The following is a 3,536-nucleotide window of genomic DNA, read 5'->3' as shown; positions in this document are numbered from 1 at the left end:
CTGCCTGCATTGGTATTACTGTTGAAACGAAAATTAGAGCGACCACGCCATTAGGCTGCGCTCGCTCCTTTGATAGGCAGCTTAAATTTCCTTGGGCACAGAAGCGAACGTATATTCGAGCGTTAGCTCAGGAGCGATGGCTGTGCCATCGCTTAATTTCAGAACCAAGCTGTAGGATTAAGGGAGATCCATAAAAATAAATCCCCAGCTTTGGTGGTTGATCGTGGGCGTAGTCGGTTATTCGTTTTAATAAAGCTGGGGATTTATTTACTGGTGAGTGCCTAAGCTGCGGCAGACTTGCGAGACTTGGAACTCTTTTGAATGACAGCCTTGTTAATAGGTTTGCTGGATTTGGTGGTTGTGGTGGATTTTGGTTTAGCAGTCGATTTCCTGGTTGCCTTAGCTTTCGGTTGTACCTGGGCTGCTGGCGGTAGCAGAGGAAGTGTAGGGAACCCAAGTACAATGGGCTGGGTCTGGATTGGGGTTGGTTGAATGTCTGCTGTTAGTTCCCAAGGGTCAGGCAGTTGCGCCAACTGTGGTTGTTCTTTTGGGTCTGGTGTTATTGGTGGTTCTGGTATTGGTGCGGCGACTGGCTCTTGTTGAAGGGCGAGTGCTTGGGAATTTGTAGTCACAGGTGCGATCGCTCTTAACTTTGGCACAGCCATCTCTCTGGTGTAGGGCAACTGGAACAAGCCGTTTACAAAGTCGATAGCCATGATGCTGGTGAAACCCATGACGATGATTTCCAATAACCAGTTGATTGTGGATTGTAATTCCATTGTTTTCTCCTGAAGTACGAGAGACTTTCATTGGCAGCTAGCGAAGCGTTTTAACTACACGCTTCTCTCGAAATTAGTCAGTAGCAAAAGATTTAGGGACAAATTCTAGTGTGAAGAATTGAATTTGTACAAGCCTGATATTCCTTAAAAATTTGGCGTAGCTAAAGGGAGAAATTCGTCTACAAACCTGTAGTGATAACTGGGCAATTAGGCTAAAAAATCTGATGAGAAAGGCTAAGATGCAGATTGGTGCTTAAGAACTTCCAACCATTAAGCCGTAGTAAACGAAACAATGGCAAGCAAAGAAATTCAAGTCAAAGAGTACACCGTCAGAGCGCACAAACGTCAGATACACACACGCGTATTCAACTTCGTATGTAAGCAATGCGATCGGTCAACTTCCCGTGAGACTTACGGCCCACGCCCTCTGTACTGCGAAACCTGTCGTCCTCCAGGGCCGCCTAAGAAATCTTTAGTCGAGCCGAAGAAGAAGGCAAAGCCCAGACCCATGACTTATAAGAGTGATGGTGAATAAATTTTTTTGAAAACAAGCAAGCAAGCACTGCCTTGCTTGCATGAATGTTATAACGGTAAATTAACGTGGTAGCTTTACCTTAAAAAGGTATTAGCAGAACTGAGCATACTTCAAAAATATGATTATTGGGATAACAAATCAAAAGGGGGGCGCAGGAAAAACTACAGTAGCTGGGCATTTTGCATACTGGTTGAGCCAGCGTGGAACGGTGATTGTTGTAGATGCCGACGCACAGCAAAGTAGCACTAACTGGATGAAAGATTTACAACTACCATGCAAAACAATGATCGATCCGGATGATTTGTTTGATGAACTTCCACTTTTAGCAGAACAATATGATGCCGTAGTTGTAGACGGGCCAGGTAGCCTGAGCGAAACAACCAAAGCAATTTTATCTAGATGTGACCTAGCTTTAGTTCCTTGTAAACCAGCTGGTCTTGATATGCACAGTACATCAAAAATGGTAAGGATTTTACGTCAAGCAAGAGAAATGCGGCATGGAATGCCTTATGTTGGTTTATTTTTAAATCAAGCAAAAAAGGGAACAGTATTACTCAAAGATGCTCAAAGAGCTTTATCAGAGAAAAACACAGGGTTTCCTTTGCTTAAAACAATGGTGTATGACTTACAAGTAATTGCTGATGCACCAGGACAGGGAACGACTGTTTGGGGTTTACCAGGTGCAACTGCTAAACGTGCAGCTAAAGAGTTTGACTATCTATTTACCGAAGCTTTGGGGGTAGCTAATGGTAAAAAATAGACGTATGGTAGAAGATTTTATTTTTAGGGATGATACAACCCAGACTAAAACTAGTATGTCCCTAAGTCTAATTGTTTTGCCTAAAGCAGAATTACGATATTATATCGACCCAGTAGAAGTAGATAAGATAGTTGCTTCTGCCAGAAGAAACGGCATTATTGAACCACTTTTAGTCCGTCCTCTCCCTGATAGTGATAAACACGAAGTAGTTGCAGGAGCCAAACGCTACAGAGCAGCACATATTTTGGAACTGGTAGAAGTTCCTGTAGTAATTCGTTCTCTCAGCGATGAAGATGCTTTAGAAATTGCTCTAATTGAAAATTTTGCTCGTTCAGGACTTACCGATCTTGAAGAAACAGATGGGGTTTTGCGCCTTTTATCTGCAAAGCTGAAAATCTCCTTACAGGAAGTACCACCATTACTGCATCATATTCAAAACCAGCAACGTGGAAGAAATTCTGCCAATAACGTTATTGGCAATGATGTAATTGAGCTAATACAGTCCTGCTTGACCTCGCTCGGTAACATTAAATTAGACTCATTCATTAGTAATCGTCTTCCACGGTACTATCGACAACCGCAATTCCTTCACCTTGGAAGGAATGATAGTACTATTTAACTTAAGAATAAATTGTATCGGCTCAATAAATCGGGGTAGTACAAAAAATAAATAGATGCACATAGGGTCGTAGAATATATCACATGGCGCAAAAGCAATCTTCAGAAAAACAAGTAGAGGCATTGTTGCAAACCATCGACCCATCAGAGTTTGCAGATGAATCATTGCGACATGCATTAACTGTTCTGCTAAACGTAATAGAGCAGCAACAATTAGAGATTAAACAACTACGTGAAGAAAACCAAAAATTACGGGACGAAAACAATCGTCTTAAAGGTGAACAGGGTAAACCAGATATAAAGAGCAATAAGCCTAAAGGTTTCAAGAGCAATCATTCATCCGAGAAAGAACGACATACTCCAAAAAAACATGCGAAAAGTAGCAAAAATGAATACATAAAAGTAGACCGAACAGAAATTCTGGATTATCCTGCGAGTGAGTTACCGCCTGATGCACAGTTCAAGGGCTACGAAGAGGTAATCATTCAAGATATTTCACTTAGAACTGATAATGTATTATTCCGTAAAGAAAAATATTACTCGCCAAGTGAGGGAAAAACGTATCTAGCATCTTTACCAACTGGTTACGATGGAGAATTTGGTCCGGGAATAAAAGCTTTAGTGATGAGCCTATATTACGGTGGCAATATGACCCAAGGTAAATTGCGAGAATTTTTAGAGAATATTGGGATCTCAATGTCCGCAGGCTATTTATCAAATCTACTAATAAAAAACTTATACCAATTTAATATGAAGCTGCATAGAATAGAGCTTCCAGGATAAAGTTGTAAGAAGAGACTGAAATTACCTGCTCAAATGAAAGTTGGTCGAATATTTCTTGGAT

The 3,536-nt window shown here is 41.2% G+C and carries 6 protein-coding genes; 5 read left to right on the top strand and 1 reads right to left on the bottom strand.

The window, feature by feature from the left end:
* A partial coding sequence (locus H6H03_RS39990) for a hypothetical protein (RefSeq protein ID WP_206758006.1) occupies nt 1-194 on the top strand: 194 nt, incomplete at its 5' end.
* Nucleotides 195-281: 87 nt separating this feature from the next.
* Here the strand turns inward: H6H03_RS39990 and H6H03_RS39475 are convergent.
* Nucleotides 282-779, bottom strand: coding sequence for a hypothetical protein (locus tag H6H03_RS39475; protein ID WP_190960406.1), 498 nt, complete (start codon nt 777-779; stop codon nt 282-284).
* A gap of 292 nt (nt 780-1,071) precedes the next feature.
* Between H6H03_RS39475 and H6H03_RS39470 the strand changes: the two genes are divergently transcribed.
* The 4 genes from H6H03_RS39470 to H6H03_RS39455 all read left to right on the top strand — a co-directional run bounded on the left by H6H03_RS39470 (nt 1,072) and on the right by H6H03_RS39455 (nt 3,475).
* Nucleotides 1,072-1,314, top strand: a complete 243-nt coding sequence (locus tag H6H03_RS39470; protein WP_190960405.1) for a hypothetical protein — start codon at nt 1,072-1,074, stop codon at nt 1,312-1,314.
* A 118-nt stretch (nt 1,315-1,432) separates the two neighbouring features.
* Nucleotides 1,433-2,074 carry a ParA family protein gene (locus H6H03_RS39465; protein WP_190960404.1) on the top strand — a complete coding sequence of 214 codons (642 nt, stop codon included), beginning with the start codon at nt 1,433-1,435 and terminating at the stop codon, nt 2,072-2,074.
* On the top strand, nt 2,061-2,693 hold the full coding sequence (locus tag H6H03_RS39460) for a ParB/RepB/Spo0J family partition protein (RefSeq protein ID WP_242058238.1): 633 nt from the start codon (nt 2,061-2,063) through the stop codon (nt 2,691-2,693). Before H6H03_RS39465 ends, H6H03_RS39460 begins: the two co-directional genes overlap by 14 nt.
* A gap of 83 nt (nt 2,694-2,776) precedes the next feature.
* Nucleotides 2,777-3,475, top strand: coding sequence for a hypothetical protein (locus H6H03_RS39455; protein WP_242058237.1), 699 nt, complete (start codon nt 2,777-2,779; stop codon nt 3,473-3,475).
* The last annotated feature ends 61 nt before the right edge of the window (nt 3,476-3,536 follow it).

This window comes from Nostoc paludosum FACHB-159 (assembly GCF_014698835.1).
Lineage (GTDB): Bacteria > Cyanobacteriota > Cyanobacteriia > Cyanobacteriales > Nostocaceae > Nostoc > Nostoc paludosum.
This window is presented reverse-complemented; position numbering and strand designations above follow the sequence as displayed.